15 protein-coding genes are annotated in these 13,134 nt (G+C 76.0%); 9 read left to right on the top strand and 6 right to left on the bottom strand.

What is annotated here, in order from left to right:
• Positions 1-1,374 (bottom strand): hypothetical protein (locus tag ACWEO5_RS35315; protein WP_452166207.1); only part of this gene is annotated, 1,374 nt, incomplete at its 3' end.
• 167 nt (positions 1,375-1,541) lie between these two features.
• Between ACWEO5_RS35315 and ACWEO5_RS35310 the strand changes: the two genes are divergently transcribed.
• The 3 genes from ACWEO5_RS35310 to ACWEO5_RS35300 all read left to right on the top strand — a co-directional run bounded on the left by ACWEO5_RS35310 (position 1,542) and on the right by ACWEO5_RS35300 (position 3,691).
• Complete coding sequence (locus tag ACWEO5_RS35310; protein WP_452166206.1) at positions 1,542-2,231, top strand: hypothetical protein; 690 nt, start codon at positions 1,542-1,544, stop codon at positions 2,229-2,231.
• A 166-nt stretch (positions 2,232-2,397) separates the two neighbouring features.
• Positions 2,398-2,895, top strand: a complete 498-nt coding sequence (locus ACWEO5_RS35305) for a GNAT family N-acetyltransferase (protein ID WP_452166208.1) — start codon at positions 2,398-2,400, stop codon at positions 2,893-2,895.
• A gap of 181 nt (positions 2,896-3,076) precedes the next feature.
• The gene (locus tag ACWEO5_RS35300; protein WP_452166205.1) at positions 3,077-3,691 is read left to right on the top strand and encodes a TetR/AcrR family transcriptional regulator; all 615 of its coding nucleotides are present in this window, start codon (positions 3,077-3,079) and stop codon (positions 3,689-3,691) included.
• A 46-nt stretch (positions 3,692-3,737) separates the two neighbouring features.
• Here ACWEO5_RS35300 and ACWEO5_RS35295 read toward each other — a convergent pair whose 3' ends face one another.
• Positions 3,738-4,088, bottom strand: coding sequence for a PRC-barrel domain containing protein (locus ACWEO5_RS35295; protein ID WP_452166204.1), 351 nt, complete (start codon positions 4,086-4,088; stop codon positions 3,738-3,740).
• A gap of 165 nt (positions 4,089-4,253) precedes the next feature.
• On the opposite strand from ACWEO5_RS35295, the gene ACWEO5_RS35290 reads away from it, so the two are divergent.
• The gene (locus ACWEO5_RS35290) at positions 4,254-4,766 is read left to right on the top strand and encodes a hypothetical protein (protein WP_452166203.1); all 513 of its coding nucleotides are present in this window, start codon (positions 4,254-4,256) and stop codon (positions 4,764-4,766) included.
• Positions 4,767-4,807: 41 nt separating this feature from the next.
• On the opposite strand, the gene dhaM is transcribed toward ACWEO5_RS35290, so the two are convergent.
• Positions 4,808-5,200 (bottom strand): dihydroxyacetone kinase phosphoryl donor subunit DhaM, encoded by a 393-nt coding sequence (dhaM, locus tag ACWEO5_RS35285; RefSeq protein ID WP_452166202.1) that lies wholly within the window; start codon positions 5,198-5,200, stop codon positions 4,808-4,810.
• A 161-nt stretch (positions 5,201-5,361) separates the two neighbouring features.
• Here dhaM and dhaK point away from each other — a divergent pair, with 161 nt between their 5' ends.
• From dhaK to ACWEO5_RS35260, 5 genes are all read left to right on the top strand, one after another.
• Positions 5,362-6,351: a dihydroxyacetone kinase subunit DhaK gene (dhaK, locus tag ACWEO5_RS35280; protein WP_452166201.1), complete on the top strand. Its 990-nt coding sequence runs from the start codon at positions 5,362-5,364 to the stop codon at positions 6,349-6,351.
• Positions 6,352-6,387: 36 nt separating this feature from the next.
• Positions 6,388-7,032 (top strand): dihydroxyacetone kinase subunit DhaL, encoded by a 645-nt coding sequence (gene dhaL, locus ACWEO5_RS35275; protein WP_452166200.1) that lies wholly within the window; start codon positions 6,388-6,390, stop codon positions 7,030-7,032.
• 217 nt (positions 7,033-7,249) lie between these two features.
• Positions 7,250-8,092: a nitrilase-related carbon-nitrogen hydrolase gene (locus ACWEO5_RS35270; RefSeq protein WP_452166199.1), complete on the top strand. Its 843-nt coding sequence runs from the start codon at positions 7,250-7,252 to the stop codon at positions 8,090-8,092.
• A 5-nt stretch (positions 8,093-8,097) separates the two neighbouring features.
• The gene (hydA, locus tag ACWEO5_RS35265) at positions 8,098-9,486 is read left to right on the top strand and encodes a dihydropyrimidinase (RefSeq protein ID WP_452166198.1); all 1,389 of its coding nucleotides are present in this window, start codon (positions 8,098-8,100) and stop codon (positions 9,484-9,486) included.
• Positions 9,487-9,517: 31 nt separating this feature from the next.
• A complete protein-coding gene (locus tag ACWEO5_RS35260) occupies positions 9,518-10,516 on the top strand; it encodes a TIGR03842 family LLM class F420-dependent oxidoreductase (RefSeq protein WP_452166197.1) in 999 nt (332 codons plus the stop codon).
• A gap of 47 nt (positions 10,517-10,563) precedes the next feature.
• Here ACWEO5_RS35260 and ACWEO5_RS35255 read toward each other — a convergent pair whose 3' ends face one another.
• From ACWEO5_RS35255 to ACWEO5_RS35245, 3 genes are all read right to left on the bottom strand, one after another.
• A complete protein-coding gene (locus ACWEO5_RS35255) occupies positions 10,564-11,673 on the bottom strand; it encodes a VanZ family protein (RefSeq protein ID WP_452166196.1) in 1,110 nt (369 codons plus the stop codon).
• 231 nt (positions 11,674-11,904) lie between these two features.
• Positions 11,905-12,333: a hypothetical protein gene (locus ACWEO5_RS35250; RefSeq protein ID WP_452166195.1), complete on the bottom strand. Its 429-nt coding sequence runs from the start codon at positions 12,331-12,333 to the stop codon at positions 11,905-11,907.
• The gene (locus tag ACWEO5_RS35245) at positions 12,330-13,070 is read right to left on the bottom strand and encodes a class I SAM-dependent methyltransferase (RefSeq protein ID WP_452166194.1); all 741 of its coding nucleotides are present in this window, start codon (positions 13,068-13,070) and stop codon (positions 12,330-12,332) included. Before ACWEO5_RS35245 ends, ACWEO5_RS35250 begins: the two co-directional genes overlap by 4 nt.
• Positions 13,071-13,134: the final 64 nt, after the last annotated feature.

Raw genomic sequence — 13,134 nt, 5'->3', positions numbered from 1 at the left:
GGCGGCCGCGCGCTGCTCGGCGACGGTGGGGACGGCGGCGAGGGCCTCGGCCGGGCGGCCGAGGCGGAGCAGCAGGTCGGCCAGGTCGCGGCGGGCCGACGGGTGGGTGGACGAGCGGAGCAGCGCGAGGGCCTCCTCCGGGCGGCCGTCCCGTTCCAGCAGTCCGGCCAGCGCGGTGTCCCACGCGCCGGGCTGCCGCCGGTTGAGGGCGGTGGCCTCCGCGATGCCCTCCGGGCAGCGGCCGGCCGCGCCCAGCAGCCGGAGCCGCAGGCGGCCGACCTGGTCCGGGTGCTCCGCGACGTACGCCCCGGTGAGGGTGCCCAGGAGTTCGAGCGCCCGGTCGGGGCGGCCGTCGTCGACGAGCAGCTCCAGCGCCCAGGGGAGCAGGTTCCAGCAGTCGTCGTACGCGTAGGTGGGCCGGCCGACCTCGACGGCCTCGTCGGTCCTTCCCCGGCGGACGAGCAGGTGCATCAGCGCCGTGCGGTCCATCGGGTGGTCGTGGGCCTCGACCTCCGCGCGCAGCAGGGCCTCCGCCTCGTCCGCCCGCCCCGCGTCCTCCAGCGCCCTCGCGTACACCTCGAAGGCCGGGTAGTGGTCCGCGGCGGCGAGGGCGCCCAACTCCTCGACCAGGCCCTGCCGGGCGAGCAGGCGCGCGTAGTGCTCCGGGAAGCCGACGGGGTGGCGCCGGCCCGAGGCCGTCTCGGCGCGCAGCAGCTCGACGGCCCGGTCCGCCCGCCCGGCCCGCTCCAGGACCCGGGAGATCAGGAGCAGCACGTCCCAGCGGTCGCCCCGCCCGGCCGCTCCGCCCGCCCGGCCGCACCGCTCGCAGACCGCGCCCGCCCCGTCCGGCGGGCCCGCCGGGTGTTCCTCCGGGTGCTCCGCCGCCCGGGTGAGCGCGTCCAGCACCAGGTCGTCGCACCCCCGACCCTCGGTCAGCTCGACCAGGTGGGACCGGAACCGGCGCTCCCCGAGGTGGGGGGTCAGCAGCTCGACGGCCTCCTCGGTCCGCCCGGCCCGCGCCAGCAGCTCGGCGTAGCGGGCGCAGACCCGGCCGTCGCCCAGCTCGGCCGCGTCCGGGCGGACCATCGCGAGCGCCTCGTCCGCCTCGCCCCGGCTGATCATGACCTCGGCGGTGACCCACTCGGCGGCCCGCCAGCCGATCTCGGTGAACGGGTCCAGCAGCGCCAGCGCCCGGTCGAACTCACCGGCCGCGGCCAGTGCCCGGGCCGCCGCCTCCGCGCAGTTCCAGTCCCCGCGCTCCCGCGCGGCCCGGACCAGCAGCTCCGACTGCCCCAGGTCGAGGAGGGCCCGCACCATCCGCGGGGGGACGCCGGCGTGGTGGCGGACCTGCCAGCAGAGATCGTCGATGTTCACGCGGGCACCCTACGGACCGCCGCCGACAGTCCCCGTCCGACCGGAGGCCGACCGGAAGCCGACCGGGTGTCGGGGGCGGAACGGGTTCTGGTACGTTCCGTCCAGCATATTTGAACGCGTTCAATATGGGGGTGGGCGGAGTGTCGTACGCCGGGGGAGCGGGGCCGGTGCCCGGGTCGGCCCGGGTGCTGGCCGGGCTGGCGGTGCTGTGCAGCGCGCCCGCGGTGGGCTGGGGGGTCCTCACGCTCGGCACGGCGGGCGGCATCGGCTTCCTGGTGCTGGCCGGCGTGCTGCTGCTCGCGGTGCCGCTGTCCTGCCGGGACGCGCGGTCCTTCCGGACGCTCTGCCCGGCCATCGGCTGGTCCCTGTTCGTGCTCTCGCTGTGGTGCTCCCTGCTCGGGACGTTCACGCTGACCCCGGCCACCCTCGTCCTGGTCGCCGCCGGCCGCCAGGCCCGCCCCCGGCGCCGCGCCGACCGGCCGCACCGCGTCCCGCTCCCGTTCGGCGTCCTGCTGACCACCGCGACCTGCTGCCTCACGGGCTGGCTCCTCGTCCAGGGACTGCGGGACGCCGAGCCCGCCCCGCAGCGGCCCGACGGGTTCGCCGCCACCCTCCGCGAGGACAGCCCGCTGCTGGGCCCCGGGCCGCGGCCCCCGGCGCTGCGGTACGACGGCTCGGGCCTCGGGCACGGCGCCACGACGGTCGTCCTCAAGGACCGCCGCGACCGCCCCGGCCGGGTGCTCACCGTCCGCCACCTCGAAGGCACCCCCGACGAGACCCGGGCCCTGCAGGAGCTGATCGCCGCCCTGCCCGGCGTCCAGGACGTCGAGCCCTGCCGCTGGGACCGCGACTGCTGAGGCCCTTGCCGCCGGGCCGCCGGGGCTGCCAGGCTCCGGGGCGTGCAGAGGATCGAGACCGGCACCCCTGGTGACCGCCCCCGACGACCCGCCGCTGCCGCCGTACGGGCACGCACGGCGGCGGAACGGCGCCCGCGCCGCCGCCGGCCGGACGGGGGAGCGGGCGGTGGGTGACGGGCCCGGGCCGGTCGGGGAGTCGACCCGGCTCGTTCCGACCCGCGAGGAGGACCTCGACCTGCTGGCCGGCTGGTTCGCCGATCCCGGGTTCGTCGAGCACTGGGGCGGGACGCCGCTGCCGCGCGCGGAGGTCGCCGCGAAGTACCTGGGGCGGCGCCGTCCGGAGGTGGAGTCCTTCCTGGTGCTCGCCGGGGGAGCACCGGTGGGCTACGCCCAGTACCGGCGGGCCGGGCCGGACGGCGGCGGCATCGACCTGGTGCTGGTCCCGGCCGCTCAGGGCCGGGGCCTGGGGCCGGACGCCGCCCGGGCGCTGCTCGCCCACCTGTGCGGGGAGCTGGGGTGGCGGCGGGTGACGGTCGATCCGGCGGCGGCGAACGTCCGGGCCGTGCGGGCCTGGGAGAAGGCCGGGTTCCGGCGGGTCGCGGGCGGGGACGGGGACGGGAACGGGGACGGGGACCTGCTGATGGAGTACCGCCCCGGGCGGTGACCCGCCGCGGCTCGACCCGGGACGGGGAGCCGGGCCACCGGGACGCGGCCGGTCCGCCGTAGCGCGGCCGGGACGGAGCGGGCGGGCGCGGTCCGCCGCGGTCCGGCGGTGCACGCCGTAGGATTTCGGGCCGGGGCGCGGATCGGAGCGTCCGGACCAGGCGGAGTTACGGAGGAGGGCGATGAGTCCGCGCAGCACCGTGGTCGAGGCCCGTCGGACCCGGGCCCGGATCATCGACCGGAGCGTCGCGCTCGCCTCGGTGGACGGGCTGGAGGGGCTGACCATCGGGCGGCTGGCCGGTGACCTCGGGCTGTCCAAGGCGGGCGTGCTCGGCCACTTCGGCACCAAGGAAGCCCTCCAACTGGCCACCCTGGAACGGGCCTCCGCCCTCTTCACCGCCCTGGTCTGGGACCCGGCCTCGGCCGCCCAACCCGGCCTGCGCCGCCTGCGCGCCGTCTGCCAGAACTGGATCGACTACCTCGACCACGCCCGCGAGGTCTTCCCCGGCGGCTGCCTGTTCACCACCGCCTCGATCGAGTTCGACGCCCACGACGGCCCGGTCCGCCGCACCGTCGCCCGGCTGCTGATGGTCTGGCGCCGCCGACTGGCCGGCGAGGTCCGGCTCGCCGTCGAGGCCGGGGAGCTGCCCGCCGACACTGACCCCGAGCAGGTCGTCCACGAGCTCACCGGCATCTACCTGGCCCTCAACCAGGCCCTGCAGCTCCTGCGCGACCCGTTCGCCGCCACCCGCACCCGCCGCGCCCTCGACCGCCTGCTGCCCGTCCTGGCCGGCTGAGCCGCCGACCCGGGCGGCCGGGCGGGGGCGTCCCCGGGCGGGCGGGTCAGAGGTTCCCGCCGCTGTAGTAGCCGCCGAGCCGGTCGCGGTAGGCCGGGTCGTCGCCGTGGTGGCCGCCGTCGCGGGCGGGCGAGTTCTTCACCTCGTCCCTGGTGCGGTCCAGGAACACGGTCCTCCCGTCGTGGTCGACCCGGGTGACGGTGCCGGCCGGGAGCAGCACCTCGTGGCCGAAGATCCACGGGCCGGTGTCGACCACGAGGTAGCCCGCGCCGACGTCCTCGGTGTGCGCGTCGACCCGGCCGATGTGCCCGTCGGTCGCCTCGACCCGGTACCCGGTCAGGTCCGATCCCGCGAGGTAGCCCTCGGCACCTTCGTAGTCCCACAGTCCGCCGGTCACAACCGCCTCCTCCGTTCGTCCGCGTCGATCCCCTCCCGGGACCCGGCTGCCCCGGCGGCGCCCGGTCATGCCCGCGCGGGCGGGACGGGCCGTGCGGGCATGACCGGGCCGGACGGGGCCGTGGCGTACGGGCCCGGCGCCGTGCCGACGGGCTAGGGTCGGCGGATGGACGCACCCCCCGAACAGGAGCAGGAGCAGCCGTCCCCGCAGGGGCCGGACCGCCGCCGCCCCCGCCGGTGGCGGGAGGTCTCCCCCACCCGCCGCGGCCTGGTGCTGGCCTGGTGGGGGTTCACCCTCACCTTCGGCTTCCTGCGGCTGCTGACCTGGCTGATCCACGTCGACGCCGCCGGCGTGGGGAACGTCTCGGCGGGCGGCGTCCACCTCCACCACTACGTGTGGGGCATCCTCGTCCTGATGATCGTCGGCGCGCTCGGCCTGGTCGAACGCTCGCCGCGCTGGCGCACCTGGATGGGCCTGGCCTACGGCATCGGCACCGCACTGGTCATCGACGAGACCGCCAACCTGATCAACCTGAGCGACGTCTACTGGGAACACGCCGGCGGGATCAGCATCGCCGTCGCGCTGATCATCATCGGTGTCGTCGGCGGCGCCCTGGCCTTCACCCACCGCGACGGCCCCGGGCCCGGGGCGGACGGGTCCGACCCGGAGGAGCACTGACGGCCGCCGCCCCGCGTCCCCGCCCGCGCCGGGCGGAACGGCTAGCGCTTGCGGAAGCCGCGAGCCTGCTCGGCCGCCGCCAGGACCTCCGGGAGCGGGGCGCCGGCGGCCGCGGTGACGGCGGCGGCCACCGCGCCCTCGACGAACGGGGCGTCGGCGAGGGCGGTGTCCGGTAGGGCCAGGTCGGCGAGGACCAGGGCGGCGGTCAGGACCGAGCTGCCGAGGTCGGCCAGCACCAGGGCGCCCGCGCCGCCCGCCGCGGCACTGCGCACCGCGCGGGCGATCGGGTCGTAGCCGGTGCCGAGCGAGCCGTCCTCGGTGCCCGCCGCGATCAACACCGGTACGTCGCGCGCGAGTTCGGCGAGCAGCTCGTGCACGCCCCGGGCCAGGAGCGCGCTGTGGGAGACCAGGACCAGAGCGACCGGAGCGCGCATGCGGCGCAGCCTACCGGCGGCCGCCCCCGGCGCCGGGCGCGCCGCGCGGGGCCGCGGTTCGGCCGTACCGCCGGAGGGCTGGGGTAGCGTCAGCCGCACCCGTCAGCCGCACCCGTCAGCCGCACCCGTCAGCCGCGCACGGACGAAGGAGCACGCCCGCCGTGAAGAAGCTGATCAACAGCCCGGGGAGCGTCGTCGACGACGCCCTGGCCGGGCTCGCCGCCGCTCACCCCGCGCTCGCGGTGGACTTCGAACGCCGGGTGGTCTCCCGGGCGGTGCGCCCGGCGGGGCCAAAGGTGGCGCTGGTGTCCGGCGGCGGTTCCGGCCACGAGCCGCTGCACGTCGGCTTCGTGGGCCCGGGCATGCTGGACGCGGCCTGCCCCGGCGAGCTGTTCACCTCGCCGCCGCCGGACCGGATCCTGGCCGCCGCGCAGGCCGCCGACAGCGGCGCGGGCGTGCTGTTCGTGGTGAAGAACTACACCGGCGACGTGCTGAACTTCCGGCTGGCCGCCGAACTCGCCGCCGAACAGGGCCACCGGGTGGCCACCGTCCTGGTCGACGACGACGTCGCCGTGCGGGACTCCGCCGCGGGCCGCCGGGGCACCGGTGCGACCGTGGTGGTGCACAAGACCTGCGGTGCGCTCGCCGAGCGCGGCGCCGCCCTGGAGGAGGTCCGGGAGCTGGGGGAGCGGGTCGTCGCGGCCTCCCGCTCCTTCGCCGTCGCGCTCGCCGCCGGGACCAACCCGGAGACCGGCCGCCCCGGCTTCGACCTCGCCGAGGACGAGATCGAGGTCGGCGTCGGCATCCACGGCGAACCCGGCCGCCGCCGCGAACGGCTGCGCCCCGCGAACGAGTTGGCCGCGACGGTGGTCGACGCGGTGCTGGAGGGGAACCGGCCCGGCCCCGGCGACCGGCCGATCGTCCTGGTCAACGGCCTCGGCGCGACCCCGCTGATCGAGCTGTACGTGGTGTGCGCCGCCGTCACCGCCCGCCTCGCCGAGCACGGCGTCACCCCCGCCCGCACCCTGGTCGGCTCCTACGTCACCAGTCTCGACGCGGCCGGCTTCTCCCTCACCCTGACCGTTGCGGACCGCCTGATGCTGGAACTGTGGGACGCCCCCGCCGACACCCCCGCGCTGGTCCGCGCGTAACGGGCCCGCCCCCACCGGCAGGAGAAGCGACGCACCATGACGCACGAGACCCTCGACACCGCCCTCGCCGAAGCCTGGATCCGGGCCGCCGCCGCGGCCGTCGAGGACGCCGAGCGGCACCTCACCGCACTCGACACGGCGATCGGCGACGGCGACCACGGCAGCAACCTCCGCCGGGGCTTCACCGCCGTCCTGGCCGCGCTCGACGCCCCGCCCGAGGGCGGCTTCGAGAGCCCGGGCGCACTGCTGCGCACCGTCGGCAGCACGCTGACGGCCAAGGTCGGCGGCGCCTCCGGCCCGCTGTACGGGCAGGCGTTCCGGGCGGCCGGGGCCGAACTCCCGCCGGCCGCCGACCCCGCCGCCTGCGCGGACGCCCTGGCCGCCGGCCTCGCCGCCGTCCGGGCGCTGGGCGGGGCCGAACCGGGCGACAAGACGCTGGTCGACGCGCTCGCCCCGGCCGTCGACGCCCTGCGCGCCGCCGCCGCGACCGGCGCCACTCTGCCCCGGGCCACCGCCGCGGCCGCCGAAGCCGCCGAACGCGGCGCCCGCGACACCACCCCCCTGCAGGCCCGCCGCGGTCGCGCCTCCTACCTCGGCCCGCGCAGCACCGGCCACCAGGACCCGGGCGCCACCTCCGCCGCGCTGCTCCTGCGGGCCCTCGCCGACGCCGCCGCGCGCTGAGCGGACGGCGAAAGCATTCCGAAGGACCGGAAGGGCGGGAAAGGCTCGGCGGAGCGGGCGGCGGAAAATCGGAGGAATGCGCGGGAAAGCGGATTTCCCCCGCTCCTCCCGCGTGGCACCCACCCATGTGCCGCGAAGCTCCTAGTCTCAACGGTCTACAGCGCTACCGCGCTTTCCCCGCTGCGCCTTCGCACCTTCGAGCCGAGGAGTTACGGCCATGAGTCGTGTCGTCAGGGCCGCCCTGTTCCAGACCGCGTGGACGGGTGACAAGGAATCCATGCTGGACGCCGCCGAACGGGCCGCGCGGGACGCCGCCGGGCAGGGGGCGGGGATCATCGGGTTCCAGGAGGTGTTCAACGCCCCGTACTTCTGCCAGGTGCAGGAACCCGAGCACTACGCGTGGGCCGAGCCGGTCCCGGACGGGCCGACGGTGCGGCGGATGCGGGCGCTCGCCAGGGAGTTGGGCATCGTGATCGTCGCACCGGTGTACGAGATCGAGAAGCCGGGCTTCTACTACAACACCGCCGCCGTGATCGACGCCGACGGCAGTTACCTGGGGAAGTACCGCAAGCACCACATTCCCCAGGTGCGCGGATTCTGGGAGAAGTACTACTTCAAGCCCGGGAACCTCGGCTGGCCGGTGTTCGAAACGGCGGTCGGCAAGGTCGGCGTGTACATCTGCTACGACCGGCACTTCCCGGAGGGCTGGCGGGCGCTCGGCCTGGCCGGGGCCGAGATCGTCTACAACCCGTCGGCGACCAGCCGCGGCCTCTCCGCGTACCTGTGGCAGCTGGAGCAGCCCGCCGCCGCGGTCGCCAACGAGTACTTCGTCGCGGCGATCAACCGGGTCGGCGTCGAGGAGTACGGCGACGACGACTTCTACGGCACCAGCTACTTCGTCGACCCGCGCGGGCAGTTCGTCGGCGAGGTGGCCTCCGACAAGAGCGAGGAACTCGTCGTCCGGGACCTCGACCTCGGGCTGATCGACGAGGTCCGCCAGCAGTGGGCGTTCTACCGGGACCGCCGGCCGGACGCCTACGGCCCGCTGACCGAGGGCTGAGCGCGGTGGCCCGCACCCTGATCACCGGCGGCCTGGTGATCACCGCCGCCGAGGAGACGCCCGCCGACGTGCTGGTCGAGGACGGCCGGGTCGTCGCGCTCGCCCTGCCGGGCAGCCAGCACTGGAGCGTCGACCAGGTGTTCGACGCCAGCGGGAAGTACGTCGTCCCGGGCGGCGTCGACGCGCACACCCACATGGAGATGCCGTTCGGCGGCACCCGCGCCGCCGACACCTTCGCCACCGGCACCCGGGCCGCCGCCTGGGGCGGCACCACCACCGTCGTCGACTTCGCGATCCAGACCCGCGGCTCCTCGCTGCGCGCCGGGCTCGACGACTGGCACGCCAAGGCCGACGGCAACTGCGCCGTCGACTACGCCTTCCACATGATCGTCTCGGACGTCAACGAGTCGGTGCTGCGCGAGATGCCCGGACTGGTCGGCGAGGGCGTCACCTCGTTCAAGCTGTTCATGGCCTACCCCGGCGTCTTCTACTCCGACGACGGGCAGATCCTGCGCGCCATGCAGCAGGCCGCCGAACTCGGCGCGCTCACCATGGTGCACGCCGAGAACGGCCCCGCCATCGACGTCCTGGTCGAACAGGCGCTGGCCAGGGGCGAGACCGACCCGCGCTACCACGGCGAGGTCCGCCGGGCGCTGCTGGAGGCCGAGGCCACCCACCGGGCGGTCCAGCTCGCCCGGGTCGCCGGGGCGCCGCTGTACGTGGTGCACGTCTCCGCCCGCGAGGCGCTCGCCGAGATCGCCGCCGCCCGCGACCTCGGCCTGCCGGTCTTCGGCGAGACCTGCCCGCAGTACCTCTTCCTGTCCGCCGACGACCTCGCCGCACCCGGCTTCGAGGGCGCCAAGTACGTCTGCTCCACCCCGCTGCGCCCGAAGGACCACCAGGCGGCGCTCTGGCGCGGCCTGCGCACCGACGACCTCCAGGTGGTCTCCACCGACCACTGCCCGTTCTGCTTCACGGGGCAGAAGGAGCTCGGGCGCGGCGACTTCTCGAAGATCCCCAACGGCCTGCCCGGCGTCGAGAACCGGATGGACCTGCTGCACCAGGGCGTGGTCGAGGGCCGGATCAGCCGCCGCCGCTGGATCGAACTCGCCTGCGCCGCCCCCGCCCGGATGTTCGGCCTCCACCCGCGCAAGGGCACCATCGCCCCCGGATCCGACGCCGACCTGGTGATCTACGACCCGCACGCCGTGCAGACCCTCTCCGCCGCCACCCACCACATGAACGTCGACTACTCGGCGTACGAGGGCCGCACCGTCACCGGACGGGTCGAGACGGTGTTCTCCCGGGGGGAGGTGCTGCTCGACCGCGGCGACTACCTCGGCCGCCCCGGGCACGGCGCCTTCCTGCCCCGCTCCAGCTGCCAGTACCTCTGACCACCCCCTCTTCCGCGAGGAGCCCCCCGCAGTGGACTTCGGACTCGTCCTGCAGACCGACCCGCCGGCCACCGAGGTCGTCGAACTGATGCGCCGCGCCGAACGGGCCGGCTTCAGCCACGGTTGGACCTTCGACTCCGCCGTGCTCTGGCAGGAGCCCTTCGTCATCCACAGCCGGATCCTGGAACACACCGAACGCCTGCACGTCGGCCCGATGGTCACCAACCCCGGCACCCGCACCTGGGAGGTCACCGCCTCCACCTTCGCCACCCTCAACGACATGTACGGCAACCGGACGGTGTGCGGCATCGGCCGCGGCGACTCGGCGATGCGGGTGGCCGGGCGCCGCCCCAACACGCTCGCCCGGCTCAGCGCGGCCATCGACGCCATCCGCGACCTCGCCGAGGGGCGCGAGGCCGAGGTCGACGGCAACCCGGTCCGCATCCCCTGGATCCGGGACGGCCGGCTGCCGGTCTGGATGGCCGCCTACGGCCCCAAGGCGCTCGCCCTCGCCGGGCGGAAGGCCGACGGGTTCATCCTCCAGCTCGCCGACCCCTACCTCACCGAACACATGGTCAAGGCCGTCCGCCGGGCCGCCGAGGAGGCCGGCCGCGACCCCGCCGCCGTCACCGTCTGCGTCGCCGCCCCCGCCTACGTCGGCGACGACCTCGACCACGCCCGCCAGCAGTGCCGCTGGTTCGGCGGCATGGTCGGCAACCACGTCGCCGACCTGGTCGCCAAGTACGGCGAGCACTCCGGCCTCGTCCCCGAGGAGCTCACCGCCTACATCAAGGACCGGCACGGCTACGACTACAGCCACCACGGCCGCGCCGGGAACCCCTCCACCGACTTCGTCCCCGACGCCGTCGTCGACCGCTTCTGCCTGCTCGGCCCGGTCGCCGCCCACGTCGAGAAGCTGCGCGCGCTGCGCGAACTCGGCGTCGACCAGTTCGCGGTGTACGCGATGCACGACGCCCGCGAGGCCGTCATCGACGCGTACGGCGCGGAGGTCATCCCGGCCCTGGGGTAGGCCGTCCGCGTCAGGGGCGGGCCGCCCGTCAGCCGGTGGTCCGGTCGTCAGCCGGTGGTCCGGTCGTCCGGGCGGTAGGCGGTCGCGGACAGCACCCGGCCGGAGGCCGAGACGGTGACCTCCAGGTGCCCCGAGGGCGGGAGGCCGTTCGCCGGGCGGTGGAAGGTCAGCAGCCGGGCCCCCGCCGGGACGGGCGAGCCGGTCGGGGCCGGGGCCGGGGCGAGGGCGGGGCGGGTGCCGTCGGCCAGGTCGGGGAACCAGGTGGTGGCGAACTCGCCTGCGGCCCGCAGGAGTTGCTCTTCCGGCAGCGGGGAGGCGGCAGTGCCGTCCGGGGCCGGGGCCGGGGTCGGGAACTGGACCGAGACCAGCCGGCCGCTCACCGCCTCGAACCGGAACCGGCCCCGGTCGCCGGCCGCCTCGGTCAGCGGGAAGCGGGAGAGCGCCGGGTCGAACACCGTGGAGGTGACCTCCAGCCGACCGCCCGGCCCGAACAGCCGGTCCATCAGCCGGTACGCCGTGCCCGCGGTGTCCACCGTGTTCGGGAAGGGCGAGCCGGTCTCCGGGGCGTCGTACACCGGGACGAACAGCCACACCACCAGCGCGACGGCCGCCAGGCCGCTCCCGGCGGTGGTCAGCGCCCGCAGCGCGTCCCGCCCGGGCGCGAACGTGCCGCGCCAGGACGGCGCCAGCGCCACCGCGGCCACGGCCAGCAGCGCGCCGAGCAGCGCGCCCGAGGAGTTGTCGACGAAGTCGGCGGCGTCGCAGGCCCGTCCCGTCCCCAGCAGCGTCTGCAGCAGTTCCGTCCCGGCGGACAGCACCGCGCACCCGGCCAGCACCGACAGCGGCCGCCGGAACGCCCACACGCCGAGCGCCGCCAGCGGCACGTACAGCGCGGTGTTCAGCAGACCCTGCTGCTCCAGCACGGTGCGCCAGATCCCGCCGCCGAACGTGCAGTTGGGCTCCCCGGACGAACCGCCGGTGGTCGGCGTCAGCGTCACCGCGACCTCCCCCGCCAGCGCCACGGCGAACAGCACCGGTGCCAGCGGCGGCCGCTCCCGCCGCCGGGCCAGCAGGAACGCCGCCGTCCCGAACAGCGCGCCGAGCACGGCGAACGCGGGGAACAGGGACGGCGCGGCGGAGAGGGAGGCTTCGATCATCGGTCATCCAGGGGAGCGGCGGCAGCGGTGCGGCGCGGGGCCGGGCGCACGCCAGCGGAGGGCCCCGAGCCCCCGCGACCGGCGGTCAGCGTACGACCGGAAGGCGACCGGCGGCAAACCCCCATCTTCCCAGCGGTGGAAGCGGAGTGACGCCCCGTCAGACCTCGGCGTCCCCTCGGGGCCCGGTCGGCGAAGGGGCCGGACGCCGCCACGGCGCGCCGGACGTGGTGCTCAGCCGCGGAGCACCACCACCAGTGCGCAGGTGAACACGGCCGTCACCCAGGTCCACAGCACCGACAGGGCGAGGTGGGCGGCGGTCCGCAACCGGTCGCCGCGCCACAGCTCCGGGGAGAACACCGTGAACTGGAAGAGCCAGCGCAGGGCCCAGAAGAGCGTCTGCGCGGCCAGCAGGGCGGTGCCGAGCCGGTTCCCGGCGAGCAGGTCGGGGGCGAGCAGCAGCGGCAGCAGGCCGAGCAGGACGCAGGTCAGGGCGATGAAGAAGAGGTGAGCGTAGGAGACCTGGCGGGTCAGCAAAGTGGTGCCGGCGAGGTCGGAGGGCCAGCCGATGAGCCGCGGCAGGACGATGTGCAGCGCGCCCATCGCGATCAGGGCCACGCCCACCAGGCGCAGTTGGCTTTCCAGGGTGAGCAGGTGGGTCACGGTGCGGGGTGCTTTCCGGTCGGAGCGGGGGAGGCGGCGGTCGCGGTCGCGGTCGCGGTCGGGGTGGGGGAGGGGGCGGCGGTCGGGGTCGGGGCGGCGAAGGCGAAGGCGGTGACCAGGCCGCCGATCCGCCGTTGTGCGACCAGGCACAGGTCCGCACCGGCCGCGGCCCGGAGCCAGGCCCGCCGGGGGAAGAAGTGCTGGGCGCCGGGGCCGTAGACCGCGGTGTTGGCGGCGTCCCGCAGGTGCTCGACCAGCACGAGGCGGCCGCCGGGGCGCAGCACCCGGGCACACTCGGCGAACAGCTGCTGCCGGTCGTCCGCCCGGCGCAGCTCGTGGGCGGCGAAGACGGCGAGGACGGTGTCGGCCGAGCCGGTCGCCGCGGGCAGGCGGTCGTGCCGTCCGGGACGGGTGTGCGGGACGGGCGGCACGTGGTGGCGGGCCCGGCGGATCGAGCCCTCGGTCATCAGGGCGGGGTCGTAGAGGTCCACCACGCTCTGGGGGTGCTGCGGCCAGCGGGCCGCCACCGGCCGACTGGCCTCGTCCAGGCCGGAGGAGAGCACCAGGTGCTCGCCCGGGCCGCCCGGCAGCAGCTCCGCCAGCCAGTCGAAGGTGCGCAGTTCCGAGCGGTCGTAGACCCACCAGGTGGCGGCCGTGCTGCTGGCCAGCAGTACGGCCGCCGCGGCCGCGCCCGCCCGCGCGACCGCGGGGGGGGCGACACGGAAGAAGACGCGCACGCGCAACCACACCCCCCCCCCCCCCCCCCCCCCCCCCACCCCCCCCCCCCCCCCCCCCCCCCCC

Source organism: Kitasatospora sp. NPDC004272, assembly GCF_053603035.1.
The sequence above is the reverse complement of the archived record's forward strand: the minus strand, read 5'-3'. Positions and strand labels throughout refer to the sequence as shown.

Excerpts from the sequence above, each read along its gene's own strand:
- dhaM (WP_452166202.1), bottom strand. The coding sequence starts at position 5,200 with ATGCGCGCTCCGGTCGCTCTGGTCCTGGTCTCCCACAGCGCGCTCCTG.
- ACWEO5_RS35300 (WP_452166205.1), top strand. The coding sequence starts at position 3,077 with ATGAGTCCGCGCAGCACCGTGGTCGAGGCCCGTCGGACCCGGGCCCGG.
- dhaL (WP_452166200.1), top strand. The coding sequence starts at position 6,388 with ATGACGCACGAGACCCTCGACACCGCCCTCGCCGAAGCCTGGATCCGG.
- ACWEO5_RS35290 (WP_452166203.1), top strand. The coding sequence starts at position 4,254 with ATGGACGCACCCCCCGAACAGGAGCAGGAGCAGCCGTCCCCGCAGGGG.
- ACWEO5_RS35255 (WP_452166196.1), bottom strand. The coding sequence starts at position 11,673 with ATGATCGAAGCCTCCCTCTCCGCCGCGCCGTCCCTGTTCCCCGCGTTC.
- ACWEO5_RS35270 (WP_452166199.1), top strand. The coding sequence starts at position 7,250 with ATGAGTCGTGTCGTCAGGGCCGCCCTGTTCCAGACCGCGTGGACGGGT.